21 protein-coding genes are annotated in these 21306 nt (G+C 62.1%); 10 read left to right on the forward strand and 11 right to left on the reverse strand.

All coding sequences use genetic code 11. From position 1 onward, the window contains the following. Positions 1-89 precede the first annotated feature (89 nt). Both K4A76_RS23355 and K4A76_RS23360 read right to left on the reverse strand, forming a co-directional pair. On the reverse strand, positions 90-1088 hold the full coding sequence (locus tag K4A76_RS23355) for a phosphate ABC transporter substrate-binding protein PstS (protein WP_009684506.1): 999 nt from the start codon (positions 1086-1088) through the stop codon (positions 90-92). 141 nt (positions 1089-1229) lie between these two features. Further along, the gene (locus K4A76_RS23360) at positions 1230-2519 is read right to left on the reverse strand and encodes an MFS transporter (RefSeq protein ID WP_274411250.1); all 1290 of its coding nucleotides are present in this window, start codon (positions 2517-2519) and stop codon (positions 1230-1232) included. Between the two features lie 361 nt (positions 2520-2880). Here K4A76_RS23360 and K4A76_RS23365 point away from each other — a divergent pair, with 361 nt between their 5' ends. Both K4A76_RS23365 and K4A76_RS23370 read left to right on the forward strand, forming a co-directional pair. Beyond that, positions 2881-3279, forward strand: coding sequence for an acyl-CoA thioesterase (locus tag K4A76_RS23365; protein WP_003253317.1), 399 nt, complete (start codon positions 2881-2883; stop codon positions 3277-3279). A 71-nt stretch (positions 3280-3350) separates the two neighbouring features. Further along, on the forward strand, positions 3351-4247 hold the full coding sequence (locus tag K4A76_RS23370; protein ID WP_274411251.1) for a D-hexose-6-phosphate mutarotase: 897 nt from the start codon (positions 3351-3353) through the stop codon (positions 4245-4247). A 334-nt stretch (positions 4248-4581) separates the two neighbouring features. Here the strand turns inward: K4A76_RS23370 and K4A76_RS23375 are convergent, their stop codons facing one another. The 4 genes from K4A76_RS23375 to purE form a co-directional block, all read right to left on the reverse strand. Beyond that, the gene (locus K4A76_RS23375) at positions 4582-5115 is read right to left on the reverse strand and encodes a DUF3299 domain-containing protein (RefSeq protein WP_274412321.1); all 534 of its coding nucleotides are present in this window, start codon (positions 5113-5115) and stop codon (positions 4582-4584) included. Between the two features lie 48 nt (positions 5116-5163). Then, the gene (locus K4A76_RS23380; protein ID WP_009684502.1) at positions 5164-5409 is read right to left on the reverse strand and encodes a GlsB/YeaQ/YmgE family stress response membrane protein; all 246 of its coding nucleotides are present in this window, start codon (positions 5407-5409) and stop codon (positions 5164-5166) included. Between the two features lie 96 nt (positions 5410-5505). Then, positions 5506-6588: a 5-(carboxyamino)imidazole ribonucleotide synthase gene (locus K4A76_RS23385; protein WP_274411252.1), complete on the reverse strand. Its 1083-nt coding sequence runs from the start codon at positions 6586-6588 to the stop codon at positions 5506-5508. 10 nt (positions 6589-6598) lie between these two features. Then, entirely contained in the window at positions 6599-7090 is a 492-nt protein-coding gene (purE, locus tag K4A76_RS23390) for a 5-(carboxyamino)imidazole ribonucleotide mutase (RefSeq protein WP_009684500.1), read from the reverse strand. A 267-nt stretch (positions 7091-7357) separates the two neighbouring features. Here purE and K4A76_RS23395 point away from each other — a divergent pair, with 267 nt between their 5' ends. Next, positions 7358-7987 carry a zinc-dependent metalloprotease family protein gene (locus K4A76_RS23395; RefSeq protein WP_274411253.1) on the forward strand — a complete coding sequence of 210 codons (630 nt, stop codon included), beginning with the start codon at positions 7358-7360 and terminating at the stop codon, positions 7985-7987. Here the strand turns inward: K4A76_RS23395 and K4A76_RS23400 are convergent. Next, on the reverse strand, positions 7979-8896 hold the full coding sequence (locus tag K4A76_RS23400; protein ID WP_274411254.1) for a LysR substrate-binding domain-containing protein: 918 nt from the start codon (positions 8894-8896) through the stop codon (positions 7979-7981). The genes K4A76_RS23395 and K4A76_RS23400 overlap by 9 nt on opposite strands. A gap of 182 nt (positions 8897-9078) precedes the next feature. On the opposite strand from K4A76_RS23400, the gene aspA reads away from it, so the two are divergent. The 4 genes from aspA to K4A76_RS23420 all read left to right on the forward strand — a co-directional run bounded on the left by aspA (position 9079) and on the right by K4A76_RS23420 (position 14040). Beyond that, positions 9079-10503: an aspartate ammonia-lyase gene (gene aspA / locus K4A76_RS23405; RefSeq protein ID WP_029886441.1), complete on the forward strand. Its 1425-nt coding sequence runs from the start codon at positions 9079-9081 to the stop codon at positions 10501-10503. Positions 10504-10737: 234 nt separating this feature from the next. Beyond that, positions 10738-11730 carry an AraC family transcriptional regulator gene (locus K4A76_RS23410; protein ID WP_274411255.1) on the forward strand — a complete coding sequence of 331 codons (993 nt, stop codon included), beginning with the start codon at positions 10738-10740 and terminating at the stop codon, positions 11728-11730. Positions 11731-11893: 163 nt separating this feature from the next. Continuing rightward, positions 11894-12937, forward strand: coding sequence for a histone deacetylase family protein (locus K4A76_RS23415; protein WP_274411256.1), 1044 nt, complete (start codon positions 11894-11896; stop codon positions 12935-12937). After that, on the forward strand, positions 12937-14040 hold the full coding sequence (locus K4A76_RS23420) for a polyamine ABC transporter substrate-binding protein (RefSeq protein ID WP_274411257.1): 1104 nt from the start codon (positions 12937-12939) through the stop codon (positions 14038-14040). Before K4A76_RS23415 ends, K4A76_RS23420 begins: the two co-directional genes overlap by 1 nt. 122 nt (positions 14041-14162) lie before the next feature. Here the strand turns inward: K4A76_RS23420 and pdxR are convergent, their stop codons facing one another. Beyond that, positions 14163-15695: a MocR-like pyridoxine biosynthesis transcription factor PdxR gene (gene pdxR / locus K4A76_RS23425; protein WP_274411258.1), complete on the reverse strand. Its 1533-nt coding sequence runs from the start codon at positions 15693-15695 to the stop codon at positions 14163-14165. Positions 15696-15785: 90 nt separating this feature from the next. Between pdxR and K4A76_RS23430 the strand changes: the two genes are divergently transcribed. From K4A76_RS23430 to K4A76_RS23440, 3 genes are read left to right on the forward strand one after another with little or no spacing between them, the layout of a single operon-like run. After that, on the forward strand, positions 15786-16415 hold the full coding sequence (locus tag K4A76_RS23430) for an FMN-binding negative transcriptional regulator (protein WP_274411259.1): 630 nt from the start codon (positions 15786-15788) through the stop codon (positions 16413-16415). Positions 16416-16427: 12 nt separating this feature from the next. Then, complete coding sequence (locus K4A76_RS23435; RefSeq protein ID WP_274411260.1) at positions 16428-16874, forward strand: GNAT family N-acetyltransferase; 447 nt, start codon at positions 16428-16430, stop codon at positions 16872-16874. 5 nt (positions 16875-16879) lie between these two features. Continuing rightward, on the forward strand, positions 16880-17548 hold the full coding sequence (locus K4A76_RS23440) for a GNAT family N-acetyltransferase (RefSeq protein ID WP_274411261.1): 669 nt from the start codon (positions 16880-16882) through the stop codon (positions 17546-17548). A 48-nt stretch (positions 17549-17596) separates the two neighbouring features. Here K4A76_RS23440 and K4A76_RS23445 read toward each other — a convergent pair whose 3' ends face one another. The 3 genes from K4A76_RS23445 to oadA all read right to left on the reverse strand — a co-directional run bounded on the left by K4A76_RS23445 (position 17597) and on the right by oadA (position 21220). Further along, positions 17597-17875: a helix-turn-helix domain-containing protein gene (locus K4A76_RS23445; RefSeq protein WP_197884904.1), complete on the reverse strand. Its 279-nt coding sequence runs from the start codon at positions 17873-17875 to the stop codon at positions 17597-17599. Next, on the reverse strand, positions 17872-19197 hold the full coding sequence (locus K4A76_RS23450; RefSeq protein ID WP_274411262.1) for a type II toxin-antitoxin system HipA family toxin: 1326 nt from the start codon (positions 19195-19197) through the stop codon (positions 17872-17874). The genes K4A76_RS23445 and K4A76_RS23450 overlap by 4 nt, the downstream gene beginning before the upstream one ends. A gap of 214 nt (positions 19198-19411) precedes the next feature. Next, positions 19412-21220, reverse strand: coding sequence for a sodium-extruding oxaloacetate decarboxylase subunit alpha (oadA, locus tag K4A76_RS23455; RefSeq protein ID WP_029886450.1), 1809 nt, complete (start codon positions 21218-21220; stop codon positions 19412-19414). Positions 21221-21306: the final 86 nt, after the last annotated feature.

A 21306-nucleotide genomic window follows, 5' to 3' on the forward strand; every position in this document is an offset into this window, starting at 1 on the left:
GCGCGAAAGCCCGCCGCACAGGTTACCTGGCTTCGGGCCGGGAATTCGTGGACGAGGCCGGGCGGTGGCACCGGCCTCCCCGCAATTAGTTACTGCTTGGCAACACTACCGGCATGGGACAGGCCCAAATCTGCCAAGGTCTTGTCGACGACCTTGGCCGGCAGCGGGATGTAGCCGTCCTTGACCACCACCTGCTGCCCAGCCTGCGACAGCACCAGCTTGACGAACTCGGCTTCCAGCGGCGCCAGTGGCTTGTTCGGCGCCTTGTTCACGTACACGTACAGGAAGCGCGACAGTGGGTAGGTGCCGTTCAGGGCGTTGGCTTCGTTGTCTTCAACGAACGCACTGCCTTCTTTCTTGGCCAGGGCTACGGTCTTGACGCTGGCGGTCTTGTAGCCGATGCCCGAGTAACCGATGCCGTTGAGCGAAGAGCTGATCGACTGCACGACCGAGGCCGAACCAGGCTGTTCGTTGACATTAGGCTTGAAGTCGCCTTTGCACAGGGCCTCTTCTTTGAAGTAGCCATAGGTACCGGAGACCGAGTTGCGGCCGAACAGCTGGATCGGCTTGTTGGCCAGGTCGCCGGTCACACCCACATCACCCCAGGTCTTGACCTCGGCCTTGCCCCCACACAAGCGGGTCGAGGAGAAGATGGCATCGACCTGCGCCATGGTCAGGCCCTTGATCGGGTTGTCCTTGTGCACGAACACGGCCAGGGCGTCGACGGCAACGGGAATAGCGGTCGGTTTGTAGCCGTACTTCTGCTCGAAGGCTTGCAGCTCGACGTCCTTCATCTTGCGGCTCATCGGGCCGAGGTTGGCAGTGCCTTCGGTCAGCGCAGGTGGCGCGGTGGAGGAACCCGCCGCCTGGATCTGGATGTTTACGTTCGGATATTCCTTCTTGTAGGCCTCGGCCCACAGCGTCATCAAGTTGGCCAGGGTGTCGGAGCCGACGCTGGAGAGGTTGCCCGAAACACCGGTGGTCTTGGTGTACGTCGGGATCGCAGGATCGACAGCGGCCACCGCGTTGGCGGTTGCAACGCCAGCGGCGGCGAACGTGAGGGCCGCCATCAAACGCTTCAGTTTCATGCCTTGCTCCTAGCAGGAATATTGGGGTGCTGGATGGAACGGGCCCCAGTATCGGCAGGCCGCATGAACACGATATGACCTAATTGTGACAAATGGATTAAAGGCCATCATTCGTAGGGCCGCGCCACGCGGCAGCGCAGCTCAGCGTTTGTTGGCGAGCAGATAAACCCCTACGCCCAGCCCGACGGCACACAACCCCGCCACATAATAGGCCGGCGCCATGGGGCTGACCTTGAGCAGCGCCGTTACCACCATCGGCGTCAGCCCGCCAAAGATCGCGTAGGCCACGTTGTAGGAGAACGACAACCCACTGAAGCGCACCACCGCCGGGAACGCCTTGACCATCACATAAGGCACCGCGCCGATCACCCCCACGCACAGGCCGGTTACCGCATACAGCGGGAACAGCAACTCGGGCCGGGTTGGCAAGCTATGGTAGAAGCTCCAGGAGGTTATCAGCAGCAACAGGCTGCCAATCACGAACACTCGGCCCGCGCCAAATCGGTCCGCCAGGCTGCCAGCGCTGATGCAGCCGAAGCTGAGCAGCACGATGGCCAGGCTGTTGGCCTTGAGCGAGTCGGTGGGGCTGATGTGGTAGATGCTCTGCAACAGCGCCGGGGTCATCAGGATGAGCACGACGATGGCCGCCGACAGCATCCAGGTCAGCAGCATCGACAAGATGATCGCGCCACGATGGTCGCGCAGCACCGCACGCAGCGGGAGCTCTTCTGCCAGGGCCTTGCGCTGCTGCATCTCGGCGAATACCGGCGTTTCGTGCAGCCAGCGGCGCAGGTAGACCGAGAACAGGCCGAACACACCACCCAGCAGGAAGGGGATGCGCCAGGCGTAATCCGCGACTTCTGCAGGGCTGTAGACCGTGTTGATCAGCGTGGCGACCAGCGACCCCAGCAGAATGCCCGAAGTCAGGCCGGCCGTGAGGGTGCCGCAGGCGTAACCGGTGTTACGCGCCGGTACGTGCTCGGAAACGAACACCCAGGCGCCCGGCACTTCCCCTCCGATCGCAGCGCCCTGGATAACCCGCATCAGCAGCAGCAGGATCGGTGCCCACATGCCGATCTGGGCATACGTTGGCAGCAGACCCATGATCAGCGTCGGCAGGGCCATCATGAAAATGCTCAGGGTGAACATCTTCTTGCGCCCGAGCAGGTCGCCAAAGTGGGCCATGATGATGCCGCCCAGCGGCCGCGCCAGGTAACCGGCCGCGAAGATGCCGAAGGTTTGCATCAGGCGCAGCCACTCGGGCATGTCGGCCGGGAAGAACAGCTTGCCGACCACCGTGGCGAAGAACACGAAGATGATGAAGTCGTAGAACTCCAGCGCCCCGCCCAGTGCGGACAGTGAGAGGGTCTTGTAGTCACTGCGGGTCAGCGGCCGCGAGGGCTGCTCGATACTGCTCGGCACGGAAGTCATCGCTGGTTGTTCTCTTTATAGGGCATGCAGGCCGCTGGGCGCGCGGCTTCTGGATTGGGAGACCAGCGAAGATAGCAAATTGCCGAGGCGTGCTGATAGCGCTACAAAAACCCTACAGATATTCACGAATGTGCGGTCGTCGCTGGCCGTTATGCTCTATATACTGGCAACTCGTAGGAAAAGGTTGCGCCTAACGTGGGATGTTGTGCGAAAACGCCGGTCTTTATTGTCAGGCGGTTTCGCAGAGTTTCCCTACGGCCGCCCAGTGAAACGAAATCGGCGTAGTATGTTTCAAGCTGAATCGTTTACCCGGCCCTTGCGCCACACCAACGAAAGCGTCACGGGTCAGAGGCCCCATCGCATGATTGAGCTCGAACAAGAAGATCCTATCCCGCAGGGCGACCTGGCCTTGCAGATCACTGCACTCCCGCGCGAGACCAATGGGTTTGGCGACATCTTCGGCGGCTGGCTGGTCGCCCAGATGGACCTGGCCGGCACTGCCATGGCCAGCCGCGTCGCCGGTGGCCGGGTAGCCACCGTGGCCATCGACCGCATGGCGTTCCTCGTGCCGGTCGCCGTGGGTGCGCAGCTGTCGTTCTATACCCAGACCCTGGAAATCGGCCGTAGCTCGATCCAGATGATGGTCGAAGTGTGGAGCGACGACCCGCTGTCCAGCGAATGGCGCAAGGTCACCGAGGCGGTATTCGTCTTCGTCGCCATCGACGGCAGCGGCCGCACGCGCTCGGTGCCTCGTCGCTGAGCCTTGCCGGCGGTAAACTCATTGCAGGTGCCCGGGTCCAAGGCCCACTGGCAATCAATGAGACAAGTGCAATGGCAACCTTCCAGGTCGTAACCGAGCAACATGGCGAACTGAACTGCTGGCGTATCAGCAGCGACCACGCCGAACTCCTGATCGCCCAACAGGGCGCACAGATCCTCAGCTACCAGCGGGTGGGCGAGCCGCCACTGCTGTGGCTGAGCGACCAGGCCATCTTCGGCAAGGGCAAGTCGGTGCGCGCCGGGGTACCCGTGTGCTGGCCGTGGTTCGGCAACCTGCAGCGTAACCCCCAGGCTGTGCAGGCCATGTACAACGGTGCGCAGGCGCCTGCCCACGGCCTTGCGCGCGCCCGAGACTGGCAATTGCTGGGTATCGAGGAAGTCGGCCAGCAACTGCAGATCGAATTCGCGCTGCCAGAAGCGCAGGGTCAACTGCCCGACTGGCCGCATTCAGTCGAACTGAAACTGGTGATAGCGCTTGGCGAGGACCTGAAACTGAACCTCACCAGTCGCAACGTGGGCACTGCACCAGTCACCATCAGCCAAGCCCTGCACAGCTACTTTGCGGTCAGTGACGTGCGCCAGGCCCAGGTCGAAGGGGTGGAGGGGCTGAGTTACATCGAAACCTTGGCTGACTGGCAGCAGCGCCAGCAGCAGGGGCCGCTCACGTTCACCGGGGAGACTGACCGGATCTACCTCGGCGCCCCGCAAACGCTGAGCATTGTCGACCCGCACTGGAAACGGCGGATAACCCTGACCAGCAGCGGCTCGCGTTCGGCGGTTATCTGGAACCCCTGGACCGAACGGGCCAGGGAGCTGTCGGACATGGCCGATGAGGGTTGGCAACGGATGCTGTGCATCGAGACGGCGAATGTGTGGGATGACCTGGTGGAGTTGAAGCCTGGGGCCAGTCATTCGCTGGGCGTGGTGCTGGCTAGCGAAGCGCTTTGAGTACCCGGGACCGCTGCGCGGTCCTTTCGCGACGCAAGGCCGCTTGTGTCTTGAGAGGGGATTAGAATCTGCAGTGAGAGCGGTGAATGACAAGCTGAATGCCGCAGGTGCCTAGAGCACGAGTAGGAGCAGAAGCTGTCATTCACCGTTCCACTTGTGGGAGCGGGGCGTGCCCGCGAACACCGGCGCAGCCGGTGCCAGACACCGCGTCGCCTGCTTCGCGGGCAAGCCCGCTCCCACAATGAATCGCGCAGGCTTTTCAAATTTTGGGAAAGACAGTTGCTCCTACTGGCGATCGCGTGCCCTTGCAGGTGCGGCCTTGTGTGGCGAGGGCTCAGAGGTCGGCGTCTTCCACCACCCTCACCTTTGCGGCATCCAGCGCATAGGCGGCATCGGCCAGATCATTGCTGACCTTCTCCACCTTCAATTTGCCGGTGACCCACAGTGGGGTGTAGATGTCATCGATCTTCAGGCCTTTCGGGTAGCGCACCAGCACCAGCTGATTGGGCGGCGGAGGCGGTACGTGGATGCACGCGCCCGGGTACGGCACCAGGAAGAACAACGTGCTGTTACCCTTGGCATCGCTTTCCAGCGGTACCGGGTAACCGCCCAGGCGGATGGCCTTGCCATTCATGGCTGGCACGGTCTTGGTGGAATACATCACCGCCGGCAGACCCTTGCTCTGCTTGAGGCCGCCCTTGTCGGTGAAGGTACCCATGGCTTCCGGCGAGTTATGGTCGATTTCGGGCATCTGCTCGAGCGCCTTCTGGTCCGACTTGGGCATCAGCTCCAGCCAGTCGGTTTCAGGCAGTTCGGCATGGGCCAGGGTGCTGGCCAACAGCAGGGGCAGGAGAAAAAAGGCACGCATGACAATGCTCGGCAACTCGATGGAATTGCCGAGCATTCTAACCGGTATTCAGCGTTTCTTGATGAACCCGTAGATCACCAGAAGGACAATGGCACCGACCAGCGCGCCGAAGAAGCCCGCCGCCTGCCCAGCCTGGTAAATGCCCAGCGCCTGGCCGCCATAGGTGGCCAACAGCGAACCGGCAATACCCAGCAGGATGGTCATGATCCAGCCCATGCTGTCGTCGCCTGGTTTGATGAAGCGGGCCAGCAGGCCGACGATGAGGCCGATGAAGATGGTTCCGATGATGCCCATGGCAATCCCTCTGCAGTGAAAATGGAACAAGCCAAAGCCTAGACAGCGCTTCGACTTGTTGCCATTTCAGAGGGCAAGCCGCTGGTAGAAGTTCGATCAGTTGCTGATCAGGGCCTCTACCTCGGCAATTTTGTGCTCCAGGGTAGCCATGTCGTGGCAGCGCACGGTGGCGTGGCCAACCTTGCGGCCGGCCTTGAAAGCCTTGCCGTAGTGGTGCAGGTGGCAGCCATCGATGGCGATCACCTTGTCCACGGCAGGCACTTCACCGATGAAGTTGAGCATCGCACTCTCGCCCACCTTGGCGGTGGAGCCCAGCGGCAGGCCGGCCACCGCGCGCAGGTGGTTCTCGAACTGGCTGCATTCGGCACCTTCGATGGTCCAGTGCCCGGAGTTGTGCACGCGCGGGGCGATTTCGTTGGCCTTCAGGCCACCGTCGACTTCGAAGAACTCGAACGCCATCACGCCCACGTACTCCAGCTTTTGCAGTACACGGCCAACATAGTCTTCAGCCAAAGCCTGCAGCGGGTGTGCCTGGCTGGCCACCGACAGGCGCAGGATGCCGCTCTCGTGGGTGTTGTGCACCAGCGGGTAGAAGCGGGTTTCGCCATCACGGGCCCGTACGGCCACCAGCGAGACTTCGCCGGTAAAGGGTACAAAGCCTTCCAGCAGGCAGGGCACGCTGCCCAGTTCGGCGAAGGTATCAACCACGTCTTCAGGCGTGCGCAGCACCTTCTGGCCCTTGCCGTCGTAACCCAGGGTACGGGTTTTCAGCACGGCTGGCAGGCCGATGCTGGCGACTGCGGCGTCCAGGTCGGCTTGCGAGAGGATGTCGGCGAAAGCCGGGGTAGGGATACCCAGGTCGCGGAACATGCTCTTCTCGAACAAGCGGTCACGGGCGATGCGCAGCGCTTCGGCACTGGGGTAGACCGGTACGAACTGCGAGAGGAAGGCCACGGTCTCGGCCGGGACGCTCTCGAACTCGAAGGTCACCAGGTCAACTTCGTCAGCCAACTGGCGCAGGTGCTCCTGATCGCCGTAATCGGCCCGCAGGTGCTCGCCCAGAGGCGCAGCGCAAGCATCGGGCGCCGGGTCGAGGAAAGCGAAATTCATGCCCAGCGGGGTACCCGCCAGGGCCAGCATGCGGCCCAGCTGGCCGCCACCGATTACACCGATCTTCATGGGTTGAGCCTCAAGCCTGGCGCGGGTCTGGGTTGTCCAGCACGGTGTCGGTCTGTTCCGTGCGGAATTGCTTCAGCGCAGCGTGGAATTGCGGGTATTTGGCACCCAGGATGCTGGCCGACAACAGCGCCGCATTGACTGCACCGGCACGGCCGATGGCCAGGGTGGCAACCGGTACGCCGGCTGGCATCTGCACGATCGACAGCAGCGAGTCGACGCCCGAGAGCATCGACGACTGCACCGGCACGCCCAGCACCGGCAGGTGGGTCTTGGCGGCGCACATGCCCGGCAGGTGGGCAGCGCCACCAGCACCCGCGATGATCACCTCGATGCCACGGCCCTCGGCCTCTTCGGCGTACTGGAACAGCAGATCCGGGGTGCGGTGGGCGGACACCACCTTCACTTCGTAGGGAATGCCGAGTTTTTCCAGCATATCGGCGGTGTGGCTAAGGGTGGACCAATCGGACTTGGAGCCCATGATCACGCCAACCAGTGCACTCATCGTCGAGCCTCTCCTGCAAGCGCCTTCTGGCGCGCTATAAAGCAACAAGCCACGCGGGTAGGCCGGCGTGGCTTGTCATACGGATTCTAATCGGCCCGGTGGCCGAAGGCGCGGGATTGTAGCGTACTTGCAGGCGGGCCGCCCACCCCTGCAAGCACATGACAGATAAAAGGGCAAGCTGTCTCGCGGGACAACTTTTTCCCGCTGCCTCGAGCCCGATGAGCAAGAGACGCTTGCCTTCCCACACGCGAACCTTGGTACGTTCCCATGAAGATCCCATACTGCTTTGCGCTTTCGCTTGGCGTGGTATTCGGCTTGCAATTACCAGATGCTGCTGCGGCGCGCTCGCTCACTGTCACCGTCTATATCCACGATGACCTCGCCGATATGAGCGATACACAAGTGAGAAAAGATTACTTCGAGCATTGGTTGAATGAGATGCGCAGTTTCAGCCAGCATCCTATTGAGTTGGACTTGCGCCGAAATGTCGAACGCATCACCGATATCGATTACGAAAGCATACCCGCTTCACAGATACTGAAGACCTTCGAACAGGAGGTGTACGAGCTGCCGCGGTATGGCGTTTTCTCTTTCATGGACAAACACCTGCTGCTGACTCGCAATCCCTACGATCGAAGCGGCTTGAACTACGTCGGCGGGCTGGCCAACTTCAGGTACAACACGGCCATTTCATCTGTGAGCGCCTACGGGGCACCGGCCCATGAAATCGGCCATATGTTGGGTGCAACCCATGAAGATGCCGAGCTGAAGTTCAATGGCTGGGTATGCGAAACATACACCTACCCCAACCGGGTAGCGGCGCGCTCCAACTGTTACCGCTACAGCGACAAGAACCGTGCAATTATTGCGGACTACCTGAAATACAACTCAAAGTGACGAGTCAGCGGGTGCCCCGGACGACTCCAGCTTGCGCCATAACAAGCGCACATTGGCCTTGCGCACCAACGCGCAGCGGTACAGGCGGATTTCCAGTGCTACATGCCACTGGCTGCCTCCGCAGATCGCCAACTCACCGCGTTCCAGCTCGCCCCGCATCGAAAGCCGGGGCACCCAGGCGATGCCCATGCCTTCCAGCGCCATGCTTTTGAGGCTGTCCGCCATGGCGGTTTCATAAACGGTGGTATAGCGCACATTGCGCTGGCGCAGCAGCAGGTTGACCGACCGCCCGAGGAAGGCCCCGGCGGTATAAGCCAGCAGTGGCACGCTACTTTCACCTTCCAGGTCGAACATGGGCCTGCCGTCGGCGCCCACCGCGCATACCGGCACCATTTCGGTATTGCCCATGTGCAGCGACGGGAAAATCTCGGCATCCATCTGCAAGGCGGCGTCTGGGTCGTAGAACGCCAGCATCAGGTCGCAACCGCCCTCGCGCAGTGCATGCACGGCATCCCCCACGTTAGTCGCAACCAGGCGAGTGGCGATATTCAGGCCGTCATTACGCAGCTGCGCTACCCAACGCGGGAAAAAGCCCGACGCCAACGAGTGCGCTGCAGCCACCTGAATCACCTCCCCCTGGCCACCCTCAAGGTGATGCAAATGGCGGAGAATTTCGCCCAACTGGTCGACAACCGTGCGCGCGGTAACCAGAAACAGCTGCCCTGCCTCGGTCAGCTCTATCGGCGTGCGGGAACGGTTCACCAACTGCAGGCCCAACGCTGCCTCAAGGCTGCGGATACGCCGGCTGAAGGCCGGTTGGGTGACGAAGCGCCGCTCTGCCGCCTGGGAAAAACTGCGGGTGGCGGCCAGCGCACTGAAATCTTCCAGCCATTTGCTTTCAAGGTTCACGAAGCACATCTCCCGTCGTGCACCAAAATGGAACACGCTCGAATTTCGATTGGCGTCACATGAATCACTATGCCGTTTGTGCATAGGTTAGCGTGCAACAGCATTGGCCGCAAAATCCCCTTAAGGCCTAGGATTGGCGCCATTCCGGCATGTGCCGGGTCAACATCGAGATGATATACATCATGTCCGCTGCTGCATCGTTCCGCGTCGAAAAAGATCTGTTGGGCACCCTGGAAGTACCTGCCGATGCTTACTACGGCATCCAGACCCTGCGCGCTGCCAACAACTTCCACCTCTCCGGTGTTCCGCTGTCGCACTACCCGAAACTGGTAGTGGGCCTGGCGATGGTCAAGCAGGCTGCTGCCGACGCCAACCGTGAGCTGGGGCACCTGAGCGATGCCAAGCATGCTGCCATCAGCGCCGCCTGCGGCCGCCTGATCAAGGGCGACTACCACGAGCAGTTCGTGGTCGACATGATCCAGGGTGGCGCCGGTACGTCCACCAACATGAACGCGAACGAAGTCATCGCCAACATCGCGCTGGAGGCCATGGGCCACCAGAAGGGTGAGTACCAGTACCTGCACCCGAACAACGATGTGAACATGGCGCAGTCGACCAACGACGCCTACCCGACGGCCATTCGCCTGGGCCTGCTGCTGGGTCACGACGCCCTGCTGGCCAGCCTCGAAAGCCTGATCCAGGCATTCGCCGCCAAAGGCAAGGAATTCGACCACGTACTGAAGATGGGCCGCACCCAGCTGCAGGACGCCGTGCCGATGACCCTGGGCCAGGAATTCCGTGCCTTCGCCACCACCATGACCGAAGACCTGCAGCGCCTGCGCTCGCTGGCGCCGGAGCTGCTGACCGAAATCAACCTGGGCGGTACCGCCATCGGCACCGGCATCAACGCCGACCCTGGCTACCAGGCCCTGGCCGTACAACGCCTGGCAATCATCAGCGGCCAGCCGCTGGTACCGGCTGCCGACCTGATCGAAGCCACCTCCGACATGGGTGCCTTCGTGCTGTTCTCCGGCATGCTCAAGCGCACCGCGGTCAAGCTGTCGAAGATCTGCAACGACCTGCGCCTGCTGTCCAGCGGCCCACGCACCGGCATCAACGAAATCAACCTGCCAGCGCGTCAGCCAGGCAGCTCGATCATGCCAGGCAAGGTCAACCCGGTTATCCCGGAAGCCGTCAACCAAGTCGCCTTCGCCATCATGGGCAACGACCTGGCCCTGACCGTTGCCGCCGAAGGTGGCCAGCTGCAGCTGAACGTCATGGAGCCGCTGATCGCCTACAAGATCTTCGACTCGATCCGCCTGCTGCAACGCGCCATGGACATGCTGCGCGAGCACTGCATCGTCGGCATCACCGCCAACGAGCAGCGCTGCCGTGAGCTGGTCGAACACTCGATCGGCCTGGTCACCGCCCTGAACCCATACATCGGCTACGAAAACGCCACCCGTATCGCCCGCGTTGCCCTGGAAACCGGCCGCGGCGTGCTGGAACTGGTGCGTGAAGAGAAGCTGCTGGACGAAGCAATGCTCAACGACATCCTGCGTCCGGAAAACATGATCGCGCCACGCCTGGTTCCGCTGAAGGCGTAACCGGCTGCTGCACACTGTCTCACCAGGTTAAGGGACTAGACACCTCTCAACCTTTCCAAGCCCGGGCTTATGCACCGGGCTTTTTTTTGCCTACTGGCTTGCGCAGGCGCGTGCCCTGCCTACACCGGTAGACGTGGGAGCGGCCTGGCGCCGCAAAGGGGCTGCACCGCGGCCTTTGAATATCGGCACACAACTTGCTCCATAATGTGTTCCAGGCCCACGGGATTACCCAGCATGCTGCACAGCCACCTGACCACCCTCAACGCGGTTTCGCTGATACTCAATGTCTTCCAGGCAGACGGTGCTGAGGCTTCGGCGCTGCTCGCCGGTAGCGGCATTGGCCCGGCAGACCTGGGGCACGCCGACGCGCGCATCACCACACAGCAGGAACTGCAAGTGTGTGCCAACGCCGTGGCCCGGCGCGAAGACATCGGCCTGGAGCTGGGCCAGCGCATGCATGTGTCGTGCTATGGCATGCTCGGTTACGCCCTGCTCTCCAGTGCCACTTTGGGTGACGCCCTGCGCCTGGCGCTGCAGTATCCGGCACTGCTGGGAACAGTCTTCTCGCTGCGCTTGCGCGACGATGGCCAACGCGTGTGGTTCAGCGCCAGCGAGTACCACGACAACCCGGCATTGAGCGCTTTCAATGCCGAGTTCTGCCTGGTTTCGCTGAAAGTCATCTGTGACGACCTGCTTGGCCGCCCATTGCCGCTGCTGGGCGCACGCTTCGAGCACCCTCGGCCTGACTACCATGCACGCTATGCCGGTGCGTTTCAGTGCCCAGTGGTGTTTGCGGCGCAAGACAATGCCTTTGCGTTCGAGCGGCGCTGGCTGGAAACGCCGCTGCCGTTGGCTGACCCGATTACCCACAAAGCCATGAGCGAACGCTGCCGGCGCCTGAACCTCGAATTCACGGGTCGCCAGGCCTGGCTGGGGCGGATTCGCCAGTTGCTCACGCAACAACTGGACGCCGCGCCAGGGCTGGACGGGCTGGCGCGGCAGATGAACTGCTCGTCGCGCACGCTGCGCCGGCATTTGCAGGCGCTGGGTAGCAGTTATCAGCAGCTGCTGGACGAACTGCGGTTCGAGCGGGCCAAGCAGTTGCTGGCCGATGAGCACATGCCAATCTACCGCATTGCCGAAACCCTGGGGTTCAGCGAAACGGCCAGTTTCCGCCATGCCTTTCAGCGTTGGAGTGGTGTAGCGCCCAGCCATTTCCGCGGCTGACCTGTGCTGGCTTCTTCGCGGGCTCGCCCGCGAAGAAGCCAGCACAGGAAAACCCGGCCATAGAGCTTGGCCACATCGATCCCCTTTTGGCCAGTTGCGTCGTTCTCCGCCACTGGCCCACCGCTGAAAATGGCCCCACGCCAGTCCCCACCGGAGAACAACAATGCTGACGATCTATTCCGATGATCACCGCCTGCACCATGGCCGCTGCGAGCTGATCGACGGCAAGCTGATGCCGTGTTTCGAAATGCCCTCGCGCGCTGACCATGTGCTCGACCAGGTCAAAAAACGCAACCTCGGTGACATCCAGGGCCCTACCGACTTCGGCCGCGCGCCCTTGCTGCGCATCCACAGCGCCGACTACCTGGACTTTTTCGAAGGCGCCTGGGCGCGCTGGGCGGCGCTGGGCCAGGAAGGCGACCTGCTGCCGTTCACCTGGCCGGCACGCACCTTGCGCCAGGTAAAACCTACCGGCCTGCACGGCGAGTTGGGCTATTACAGCTTCGATGCCGGTGCGCCGATCACCGCCGGCACCTGGCAGGCGGCCTACAGTGCCGCCCAGGTCGCCCTCACCGCCCAGGCAGCGATCCAGCAAGGCGCGCATAGCGCCTTTGCCCTGTGCCGCCCACCAGGGCACCACGCCGCCGGCGAAGTGATGGGTGGCTACTGCTACCTGAACAACGCCGCCATCGCCGCCCAGGCATTCCTCGACCAGGGTCGGCGCAAGGTTGCCATCCTCGATGTCGACTACCACCACGGCAATGGCACCCAGGACATATTCTACCGCCGCAACGATGTGTTCTTCGCTTCGATCCACGGCGACCCGCAAGCCGAATTCCCGTTCTTTCTCGGCTATGCCGACGAAACCGGCGAAGGTGCCGGCGAGGGCTGCAATATCAACTATCCGCTGCCCGCCGGCAGCGACTGGTCTGCCTGGAGCGCTGCCCTGGAAGAGGCTTGCCAGCGCATCGCCAGCTATGACGCCGACGTACTGGTGGTCTCCCTGGGTGTGGACACCTTCAAGGATGACCCGATCTCGCAATTCAAGCTGGACAGCCCCGACTACCTGGAAATGGGCAAGCGTATCGGCCAGCTTGGCAAGCCGACCCTGTTCGTGATGGAAGGCGGCTACGCTGTGGAAGAAATTGGTATCAACGCAGTCAATGTGCTGGAAGGTTTCCAGCGCGCCCAGCCAGGAGCCCGGTAATGGCCCGACTCAAGCGTCTGCTCGCCCCGTTCATCGCTGCCACCCTGTTCACCGGTGCCCTGCAGGCGCACGCCGAGCAGCGGACCCTCCGTGTGTATAACTGGTTCGACTACATCACCCCGCAGACCTTGACCGATTTCCAGAAGGACAGCGGCGTCAAGCTGATCTACGACATCTTCGACACCAACGAAGCGCTGGAGGCCAAGTTGCTCACCGGCAACTCCGGCTATGACGTGGTGGTGCCATCCAACGTATTCCTCGCCAAGCAGATCGAGGCCGGGGTGTTCCAGCCGCTGGATCGCAGCAAGCTGCCGAACTGGCAACACCTGGACCCTGCGCTGATGAAGCTGATCGAGGCCAACGACCCTGGCAACAAGTTTGCCGTGCCCTACATGTATGGCACCGTGCTGATCGGCTTCAACCCGGCCAAGATCAAGGCCGCGCTCGGCGATAATGCGCCGGTGGACAGCTGGGACCTGATCTTCAAGGAAGAGAACATCGCCAAGCTCAAGCAGTGCGGGGTGGCGCTGCTCGACTCGCCGTCGGAAATCCTGCCACTGGCCCTGCAGTACCTCGGCCTGCCGCCGAACAGCGACAACCCGGCCGACTACAAGAAGGCCGAAGCGCTGATGCTGAAGATTCGCCCGTACATCACCTACTTCCATTCTTCAAAGTACATGGCTGACATTGCCAATGGGGATATCTGCGTGGCGGTGGGTTACAGCGGCAGCTTCTCGCAGGCTGCCAACCGCGCCCGCGAAGCGAATAATGGTGTGTCGGTCGACATGCGCCTGCCCAAGGAAGGCGCGCCGATCTGGTTCGACATGCTGGCGATTCCGAAGAATGCCGCCAACCCGGCAGACGCCCATGCATTCATCAACTACCTGCTGCGGCCCGAGGTGATTGCGCCGATCAGCGATTTTGTCGGCTACCCGAACCCCAACAAGGATGCCACCGACAAGGTGAGCCCTGCGATTCGCAACAACCCCAACCTGTACCCGACGGCGGAGGCGATGGCCAAGCTTTACACGCTCAAGCCGTTGCAGCGCGATGCCGAGCGGGCGCGAACCCGGGCCTGGACGCGGATCAAGTCGGGGACCTGATGCAGTTGGGGCTGCCTTGCAGCCCTTCGCGGGTGAACCCGCTCCTACAGGATATGCGCCGTACCTGAGACCACCCGGCCATACCTGTGGGGGCGGGTTTACCCATGAAGAGGCAGGCAGCCTCAACCCTTGCGCCAAGCCTTGCGCAATTTCATCAATGCCGCGGCGATCTCACCCTCCGGCACCGCGGCAAACCCCAGCACCAGGCCAGCACGCTTATCCACAGGCACTTCGCTGTCGGCCAGCCAGAAATTGCTCAACGCTGTCACTTCAACGCCAACCGCCTCTGCCTTGGCCACCAACGCCTGTTCACACGCAAAGTTATCCACAGACACCTTCACGTGCAGCCCAGCAGCCACTGCGGGCATGCTGCCCAGCCCGGCAATATCCACAGGCCAGCCGGCCTTGAGCACATTGCGCCGGCTCAACGCCGCTTTGCGCATGCGGCGAATATGCCGCTGGAAATGCCCACGGGCCATGAACTCGGCCATCACGCACTGGCTGCTGACCTCCGAATGCCGTACTGCCAACGCCTTACCCTGGCTGAAGGCCTGTGACAACTGCGCCGGCAATACCAGGTAACCCAAGCGCAGCGCCGGGAAGGCGATCTTGCCGAAGGTGCCCACGTACAACACCCGGCCGGCCCGGTCGAGTGCAGCCAGCGGGGCCAGGGGCGCGCCGCTGTAACGGTACTCGCCATCGTAGTCGTCCTCGATGATCCAGCCATCGTTGCGTTCTGCCCAGCCCAGCAACGCCAGGCGCCGGGCCAGGCTCATGGTTACCCCGGTCGGGTACTGATGGGCGGGCGTGACATAGGCCAACCGGCAACCCGGCAACTGGCCCAACCGTGCGCACTCCATACCCTCTTCATCCACCGGCACGCCGGCGACCTGAGCACCCGCCACTGAAAAGGCGTGCGCCGCCGCCCGGTAGCCGGGGTTTTCCACAGCCACCCTGTCGCCAGGCTGCAACAGCAACTGTGCACAAAGGCTTATGGCCTGCTGCGCGCCACTGGTGATCACTATTTGCTCAGCGGTACAGGTCAGCCCCCGCGAGCGGCGCAAGTAGGCCGCGATCAACTCGCGCAGTGCCGGTTCACCCGCCGGGTCGCCATAACCCAGCTGTGCAGGCGCAGCGTTACGCCAGAAACCCCCTTGCAGCTTGGCCCAAACGTCGAAGGGGAACAGATCGAAGGCAGGTATCCCCAAACGAAAAGCCCGCGGCGCGCCCTGTTTGGGGGGCGGCAGATGGTGATTTTTCAAGCGCTGCAAAGGCTCGCTCCAGCTGTGCTGGCTGGATAAATCCTCAGTATTTTCCTGGCCAAATGTGGATAAACCTGTTGATAACCCCCGGTATAACCCTGTGGACAGTTGTGTGGATAGTTTCGGCAGCCGGGTTACGTAGGTGCCGTCACCGACTCGGCTTTCGATATAGCCCTCCGCGTACAACTGGTCATACGCGCGTACCACGCTATTGCGCGACAGCCCCAGCACGGCTGCCAGGTCGCGGGTGGCAGGCAGCCGTGTGCCGCTGCACAGCCGCCCGTCCAGCACCCGCTCGCGTAGCGCCTGGTAAAGCTGCTGGCTCAACCCGCGGCGGCGATCGAGCGAAATCCCGGCCGGGTCGAAAGGCAGGATGAGGGGCTTTTCGTGCATGGCATTGGACCTATGAAAACAGGCAGTAATGGCTCTTACCCAGAACCATTAGCCTGCCTAGGATGGGACCATTCGACAAGGACTCAGGCCATGTACAACAGTAAGCCACACCAGGAACACGACCTCGCCCGGCTGCAGCGGCACATGCTCGACACGCGTCTGGCCGTGCTGGTCAGCCATGGCGAGCAGGGCCTGCTGGCCACCCACTTGCCGGTGCTGCTCGACCCCGCAGAAGGCGAGTTCGGCACCGTGTATGCCCACTTGGCCAGGGCCAACCGGCAGTGGCAGGACCTGGCGCGGGGGGCCGAAGCGCTGCTGGTGTTTCCCGGGGCCGATGCCTATGTCAGCCCCGGCTACTACCCGAGCAAGGCCGAGAACCCCAAGGTGGTGCCAACCTGGAATTACCTGGCCGTGCACGCCTATGGGGTAGCCGACGTGATCCACGACGCCGAGCCATTGCTGGCGATTGTCAGCCGGCTCACCGACCGCCATGAGCACGGCCGCAGTGAGCCGTGGCAGGTGAGCGATGCGCCCGCCGACTACATCGACGGCATGCTCCGCGCCATTGTTGGCATTCGCCTGCCGTTCCAGCGGTTGCAAGGCGCGCGCAAGCTGAGCCAGAACCGCGCTGAGCAGGACATTGCCGGCGTGCGCGAAAGCCTGAGCGCCAGCCCCGATCACCTGGACAATCAACTTGCCGCGCACATGCGCCTTCTGTGAAGGACTAGCCCAATGCTCAGCGTTACCCTGCGCCCCGTCACTGCTCAAGATCACGCCGCCTGGCATGCCTTGTGGCAGGCCTACCTGCACTTCTACGAAACCGAACTGGCCGATGACGTCAGCCTCAGTACCTGGCAGCGCCTGCTCGACCCCAACGAGCCAACCCATTCGGCCCTGGCTTGGGTGGATGGCACGGCCGTGGGCATGGTCAACTTCATCTACCACCGCTCCAACTGGAGCATCGAAAATGCCTGCTACCTGCAGGACCTTTACGTGCACAGCGCACAGCGGGGCCTGGGCATCGGCCGCCAGCTGATCGAACATGTCTATGCTGCAGCCAAGGCCGACAACTGCAACAAGGTGCACTGGCTGACCCACGAAACCAACGCCACCGCCATCAGCCTGTACGAGCAGGTTGCCGAGCGCCCGGGCTTCATCCAATTCCGCAAAGGGTTGTAGGCCACATGACTGACGCACTGCACTGGAAACCCGCCGCATCACCCAAGGCCGAGCCCATCGACGGGCGCTTCATCCGCCTGGAAAAGCTCGACCCGGTGCGCCACGGCGACGACCTCTGGGTGGCCCTGCAAGGCCCGGGCGCCGACCCGGTACTGTGGGATTACCTGCCCTACGGCCCGTTTACCGAACGCGCTGCCTTCGACCATTGGCTGCAAGGTAACGCCGCCGGCCACGACCCGCTGTATTTCACCGTGATCGACCGCGCCAGTGGCGAAGCTCAGGGCATTCTCACCCTGATGTCGATCATGCCTGACCATGGCCGCATCGAGATTGGCCACATCGCCTTCGGCGCGCCCATGCAGCGCACACCCAGGAGTACCGAGGCCGTCTACCTGTTGGCCAAGCTGAGCTTCGAACTCGGGAACCGCCGCCTGGAATGGAAGTGCAATAACGCCAATGCCCGCTCCAAGCGTGCAGCGCAGCGGTTCGGGTTCGTCTTCGAAGGGGTGTTCCGCAAGCACCTGGTGGTGAAGGATCACAACCGTGATACGGCGTGGTACTCGATTACCGATGATGAGTGGCCGCAGGTGGCGGCTGGCTTCGAGCGGTGGTTGAGTGCCGAGAACCAACGCCCGCAAGGGCAGGCACGAACGCTTGAGGCCTGCAGGAGCTGACCTGCACAACCGGTCACGGGCTCACGGGCCTGTGATCGGTGCAGTGGCTTACCTGATCAGACTCGCGCGCCTGACGACTCCCATCTGCAAGCCAAATGGCTTGAACACGGCGTTCAACGAGTTCAGCGTGGGGTTACCACCGCCCTGCTCGATCTGGATCAGCGTACGCACGGAAATCTTGCACATGCGTGCAAACTGAGTCTGCTGCATCTTCGCCACCTCCACACGCAGCCGCCGCACGGCAGCACCCAGCTCAAGACTGCCGTTGGCGATCCCTTCGCATACTCCTTCGATCAGTAGCCCACGGGCATCGATGGAAACCGTCATGCCAACCCCCATTCAACCATCCGGCGCTCAAGCCTGCCCAGCGCAATTGCCGGGTGATTCATCACCGCATCAGGCAGCCCTAGGGCGGACAAGATATCCGGCAATGCCAACAGGTGCCGGGCATCCAGCCGCAGACGCTCAAAAGCTTCGCCCGGGTCGACAAATTCGGCCAGCGCAGTACAGGCAGCCTGCCAGTCGATATCGCCAGCCCGCTCTATCGAGACTGGCCACTTCGTCGTTCGCGTTATCCCTTCCCGATCCATCACCATCGGTGCAAGGTCGTAGATCGGTGCGAGGCGCACGGTGTCACGGGTACGGATGATCGCAGTGTTACGCCCGTGGTTATCGGCATTACCCAGGATCTTGTTGATCAGGTCGCGCCGCAGATAATCGGCAACCAGGTCTGGCAGCTGTCTCCCCTGCCCGGACAGTTTCCACAACACGGCAAGCGCCTCAATCGCCTCCAGGTGCCCCATTCGGCTGCCAGGCTCGGTCACGCCACACAGGGAGTACATCGACTCCACGGCAAAGCGTTGCACACCCTGCGCGCAAACCTGCCGGTCGAAGCGTTCCAGCCACAGGCTGGGCTTGGAGCCTTCTTCCAGCGCCATGTATTCAGTGGCCACCGTTTCGATGCCAAGCTGCTGCAACGCCTTGTAGTAGAGATACTCGGCCCGCAGTATCTGCTGATCATCAGCCAGTGCCTGGTTCCTGGCGAACTTGATGAACCAGTGACGCCGGGCACGTTCATCCGCCAGCACCGCGTCGGGATACAACAGGCCGTTTTCTGCCTCGGTCATCAACAGCTTTGGCGCCTCCCCACCGGCGCCTGTCGCGCCACCAATGGCCGCACCTCGCTCATAGGCGTATTCGAGAAACCGTTGATCGCGGGTGATCACATCCTGACGGGCAAACCCGATGGGGTCGGCATAATCCAGTAGTTCAGCCGACTCCTTGATGCGCAGGTTGCCGATTGGCGCCGGAGTGGACCGCCCCAGGAGAAACAGGTCATCCCCCATGCCTTCTGGTTTCTCACGGCCGATATGCCGGAGCAGGAAGCGCTTGGCGGCACCGGCGGGCGCGATGTCGTAAAGGAACGCGGGAGCATGCTGCAGACGATGAGAACCAAAATCCACCGGCAGCCTCGCGCTTGCCGCCTGGCAGAACAGGCTGTCGTATGCCTCCAGATGGGTTTTGACGTACTCGGAGGTATAGCCGAACTCGCAGGGGCTGGAGAGGCCCTTTTCAGGCTCGACAAAGGCGATGGCAACAGCATCATGCCACTGCGCCTGATCATGGAGTTGAAGCGTGAGTCTGTACATGGTTCACCTGCAATTTACAGCATGCGGACAACCGACTCGGTCGATGAATCTGCATCATAGTGCAGTTTCCTTGATGTTTCAGTTTAAATTCTGCAATTTAATGCAGATATGGCCCAAGATTCACGCTATTCCTGCATTAAAATGCATATTCAACCCCAAAAAAAGGGGAGCATCCGCTCCCCAGAGGTAAACCGCTTGTAGATGAGGGCCTGTATCAGCCCTCGATCTCGATCAGGATCTCGCCCGGTGTAACGCGATCGCCCTTGGCCACGTGGATGGCCACGACCTTGCCGGCGATGGCCGCCTGCACTTCGGTCTCCATCTTCATGGCCTCGGTGATCAGCACCGCCTGGCCGGCCTTGACCATGTCACCTTCCTTGACCAGCACATCGACGATGTTGCCGGGCATGGTGGTGCTGACGTGGCCTGGGGCACTGGCCTGCTTGCGCTTGCTGCTGCCGCCGCCGACAAACTCGTTGAGCGGCTCGAACACCACCTCTTCCGGCATGCCATCGATCGACAGGTAGAAGTGGCGTTTGCCTTCGGCCTTCACACCCACACCGGTGATGTCGACGCGGTAGGTTTCACCGTGCACATCGATGACGAACTCGGTCGGTACGCCTTCACCGCTTGGGGCGGCAGCCACACCGGCTTCCGGAATCGGCAGCAGGGCTTCCGGGGTCAGGGTGCCGGCTTCGCGCTCTTCGAGGAATTTGCGCCCGATATCCGGGAACATGGCGAAGGTCAGCACGTCTTCTTCGCACCGGGCCAAGGCACCGATATCGCCACGCAGCTTGGTCATCTCCGGCTTGAGCAGATCGGCCGGGCGCACGTCGATCACCTCTTCGCTGCCGATGGCCTGGCGGCGCAACTGCTCGTTGACCACGCCCGGGGCCTTGCCGTAGCCACCCTGCAGGTAAAGCTTCACCTCGTTGGTGATGGTCTTGTAACGCTCGCCGGCCAGCACGTTGAAGAACGCCTGGGTACCGACAATCTGCGAGGTCGGGGTGACCAGCGGCGGGAAGCCAAGGTCTTCGCGGACCCGGGGAATCTCGGCCAGCACTTCGTTCATGCGGTTGAGGGCGCCCTGCTCCTTGAGCTGGTTGGCCAGGTTGGAAATCATCCCGCCGGGAACCTGGTTGACCTGCACGCGAGTGTCCACCGCGGTGAATTCGCTTTCGAACTGGTGGTATTTCTTGCGCACCGCGTAGAAGTACAGGCCGATTTCCTGCAACAGCTCCAAGTCCAGGCCGGTGTCGAACTCACTGCCCTTGAGCGCAGCGACCATCGATTCGGTACCTGGGTGGCTGGTGCCCCAGGCGAAGCTGGAAATGGCGGTGTCGATGTGATCGGCGCCGTTTTCCACTGCCTTGAGCTGGCACATGGCAGCCAGGCCAGCCGTGTCGTGGGAGTGGATGAACACCGGCAGCGACTGCTCGGCCTTCAGGGCCTTGACCAGTTCACCGGTGGCGAACGGCGTCAGCAAGCCGGCCATGTCCTTGATCGCGATCGAGTCGCAACCCATGGCCTCCATCTGCTTGGCCTGGTTCACGAAGGCTTCGATGGTGTGCACCGGGCTGACGGTGTAGGCAATGGTGCCCTGGGCGTGCTTGCCAGCGGCCTTGACCGCTTCGATGGCCACGCGCAGGTTACGCACATCGTTCATGGCGTCGAAAATACGGAATACATCGATGCCGTTGACCGCCGCCTTGGCCACGAAGGCCCTGACCACGTCGTCGCTGTAGTGGCGGTAGCCCAGCAGGTTCTGGCCGCGCAGGAGCATTTGCAGGCGGGTGTTGGGCAGCGCGGCGCGCAGCTTGCGCAGGCGCTCCCACGGGTCTTCCTTGAGGAAGCGCACGCAGGCGTCGAACGTGGCACCGCCCCACACTTCCAGCGACCAGTAGCCGACCTTGTCGAGCTTTTCGCAGATCGGCAGCATGTCTTCGGTACGCATGCGGGTGGCCAGCAAGGACTGGTGGGCGTCGCGCAGGATCGTGTCGGTTACGTGAATTTTCTTGGACATTGTTATCTCCTCGTAGCGGCAAGCTTGAAGCTACAAGCTGCAAGAAAAAGCTGATCTGCTTCTACTTGCAGCTTGCCGCTTACAGC

Origin of the sequence: Pseudomonas sp. NEEL19 (assembly GCF_028751975.1) — a bacterium.
Classification (GTDB): domain Bacteria; phylum Pseudomonadota; class Gammaproteobacteria; order Pseudomonadales; family Pseudomonadaceae; genus Aquipseudomonas; species Aquipseudomonas juntendi.

Bases quoted from the DNA above. Each gene is read 5' to 3' on its own strand.
- K4A76_RS23355 (WP_009684506.1), bottom strand. From the start codon at position 1,088: ATGAAACTGAAGCGTTTGATGGCGGCCCTCACGTTCGCCGCCGCTGGC.
- K4A76_RS23360 (WP_274411250.1), bottom strand. From the start codon at position 2,519: ATGACTTCCGTGCCGAGCAGTATCGAGCAGCCCTCGCGGCCGCTGACC.
- K4A76_RS23365 (WP_003253317.1), top strand. From the start codon at position 2,881: ATGATTGAGCTCGAACAAGAAGATCCTATCCCGCAGGGCGACCTGGCC.
- K4A76_RS23370 (WP_274411251.1), top strand. From the start codon at position 3,351: ATGGCAACCTTCCAGGTCGTAACCGAGCAACATGGCGAACTGAACTGC.
- K4A76_RS23375 (WP_274412321.1), bottom strand. From the start codon at position 5,115: ATGCGTGCCTTTTTTCTCCTGCCCCTGCTGTTGGCCAGCACCCTGGCC.
- K4A76_RS23380 (WP_009684502.1), bottom strand. From the start codon at position 5,409: ATGGGCATCATCGGAACCATCTTCATCGGCCTCATCGTCGGCCTGCTG.
- K4A76_RS23385 (WP_274411252.1), bottom strand. From the start codon at position 6,588: ATGAAGATCGGTGTAATCGGTGGCGGCCAGCTGGGCCGCATGCTGGCC.
- purE (WP_009684500.1), bottom strand. From the start codon at position 7,090: ATGAGTGCACTGGTTGGCGTGATCATGGGCTCCAAGTCCGATTGGTCC.
- K4A76_RS23395 (WP_274411253.1), top strand. From the start codon at position 7,358: ATGAAGATCCCATACTGCTTTGCGCTTTCGCTTGGCGTGGTATTCGGC.
- aspA (WP_029886441.1), top strand. From the start codon at position 9,079: ATGTCCGCTGCTGCATCGTTCCGCGTCGAAAAAGATCTGTTGGGCACC.
- K4A76_RS23410 (WP_274411255.1), top strand. From the start codon at position 10,738: ATGCTGCACAGCCACCTGACCACCCTCAACGCGGTTTCGCTGATACTC.
- K4A76_RS23415 (WP_274411256.1), top strand. From the start codon at position 11,894: ATGCTGACGATCTATTCCGATGATCACCGCCTGCACCATGGCCGCTGC.
- K4A76_RS23420 (WP_274411257.1), top strand. From the start codon at position 12,937: ATGGCCCGACTCAAGCGTCTGCTCGCCCCGTTCATCGCTGCCACCCTG.
- pdxR (WP_274411258.1), bottom strand. From the start codon at position 15,695: ATGCACGAAAAGCCCCTCATCCTGCCTTTCGACCCGGCCGGGATTTCG.
- K4A76_RS23430 (WP_274411259.1), top strand. From the start codon at position 15,786: ATGTACAACAGTAAGCCACACCAGGAACACGACCTCGCCCGGCTGCAG.
- K4A76_RS23435 (WP_274411260.1), top strand. From the start codon at position 16,428: ATGCTCAGCGTTACCCTGCGCCCCGTCACTGCTCAAGATCACGCCGCC.
- K4A76_RS23440 (WP_274411261.1), top strand. From the start codon at position 16,880: ATGACTGACGCACTGCACTGGAAACCCGCCGCATCACCCAAGGCCGAG.
- K4A76_RS23445 (WP_197884904.1), bottom strand. From the start codon at position 17,875: ATGACGGTTTCCATCGATGCCCGTGGGCTACTGATCGAAGGAGTATGC.
- K4A76_RS23450 (WP_274411262.1), bottom strand. From the start codon at position 19,197: ATGTACAGACTCACGCTTCAACTCCATGATCAGGCGCAGTGGCATGAT.
- oadA (WP_029886450.1), bottom strand. From the start codon at position 21,220: ATGTCCAAGAAAATTCACGTAACCGACACGATCCTGCGCGACGCCCAC.